The sequence below is a fragment of the Streptomyces sp. NPDC054847 genome, from assembly GCF_053610925.1.
This window is the reverse complement of sequence record NZ_JBSGZJ010000790.1, coordinates 1-1,185: the sequence shown is the minus strand read 5'-3', so window position 1 is coordinate 1,185 and position 1,185 is coordinate 1. Positions and strand designations below refer to the sequence as shown.

At 73.8% G+C, this 1,185-nt stretch carries 1 protein-coding gene; it reads left to right on the top strand.

Features of this window, described 5'->3' with window-relative positions; genetic code table 11:
• The first annotated feature begins 113 nt into the window (after positions 1-113).
• Complete coding sequence (locus ACWGH4_RS35260; protein WP_441267162.1) at positions 114-1,109, top strand: cupin domain-containing protein; 996 nt, start codon at positions 114-116, stop codon at positions 1,107-1,109.
• The last annotated feature ends 76 nt before the right edge of the window (positions 1,110-1,185 follow it).

Below are 1,185 nucleotides of genomic sequence, written 5' to 3'. Positions count from 1 at the left end.
CCCACACCGGCGCCCGTCCTGCCGGACGGCCCCCGCCCGGCTGGGCGGGCGCGACCCTTTCCGTCCCCCGAGGCCTCCCACGCCTCGCCCCCAGCCGATGGGTTGAAACACGCATGGATGCTCTCACCGGCCTGCTCGAAGGCCCCAAGGCCCGCGGCGCGTTCCTCATCAAGTCGGTGTTCAGCCCGCCGTGGGCCCTGCGCGTCGAGGACCGCGCCCCCATCTCCCTGGTCACCATGGTCCGCGGCGACGCCTGGGTCCTGCCCGACCGCTCCACCCCCGCCCTGCTGCGCCCCGGCGACGTCGCCGTACTGCGCGGCCCCGACCCGTACACCATCGCCGACGAGCAGGACACCGGCGTGCAGATCGTCGTCGGCCCCGAACAGCGCTGCAACACCACGGAAGGCGAGGACGTCACCGACACCATGGCCCTCGGCGTGCGCACCTGGGGCGACACACTCGGCCAGGGCTCCTCCGTGATGCTCAGCGGCACCTACCAGGCCCCCAGCGAGATCGGCCGCCGGCTGCTGAACGCCCTGCCCGCCCTGCTCGTACGGCCCGCCGGAGCCGAGGACAACGCACTCGTCGCCCTGCTCGCCGAAGAGATAAGCCGCGACGAACCCGGCCAGGAACTCGTTTTGGACCGCCTGCTGGACCTGCTGTTCGTCAGCGTGCTGCGCACCTGGCTCGCCGAACCCGGCGCCGGCGCACCCGCCTGGTACCGGGCCCAGTCGGACCCCACCGTCGGCCCCGCGCTGCGCCTGCTCCACGACAACCCGGGCCAGGCGTGGACGGTGGAGTCCCTCGCCCGCAAGGTCGGCGTCTCCCGCGCCGGCCTGGCCCGCCGCTTCACCACCGTGGTGGGGGAGCCCCCCATGTCCTACCTGGCGACCTGGCGCCTCACCCTCGCCGCCGACCTGCTGCGCGAACCGGACGCCACGGTGGCCACCGTCGCCCGCCGCGTCGGCTACAGCAGCGCGTTCGCGCTGAGCGCCGCGTTCAAACGGGTCCGCGGCATGAGCCCCCAGGAATACCGCACCAGCCGCACGGCCGACCAGCCGATGCCGGCCGGCACCCCCGCCCAGACCGTCGTCCTGGGCACCGGCTGAACCGCCCGCGTTCCCGGCCCGGCGGCACCGGTGAGGGCCCGAGCCGCTCAAGGTCCTTGACTTCTTCGTTATATAG

What these genes read in the sequence shown, in the direction of transcription:
- ACWGH4_RS35260 (WP_441267162.1), top strand. Translation starts at nt 114, where the DNA reads ATGGATGCTCTCACCGGCCTGCTCGAAGGCCCCAAGGCCCGCGGCGCG.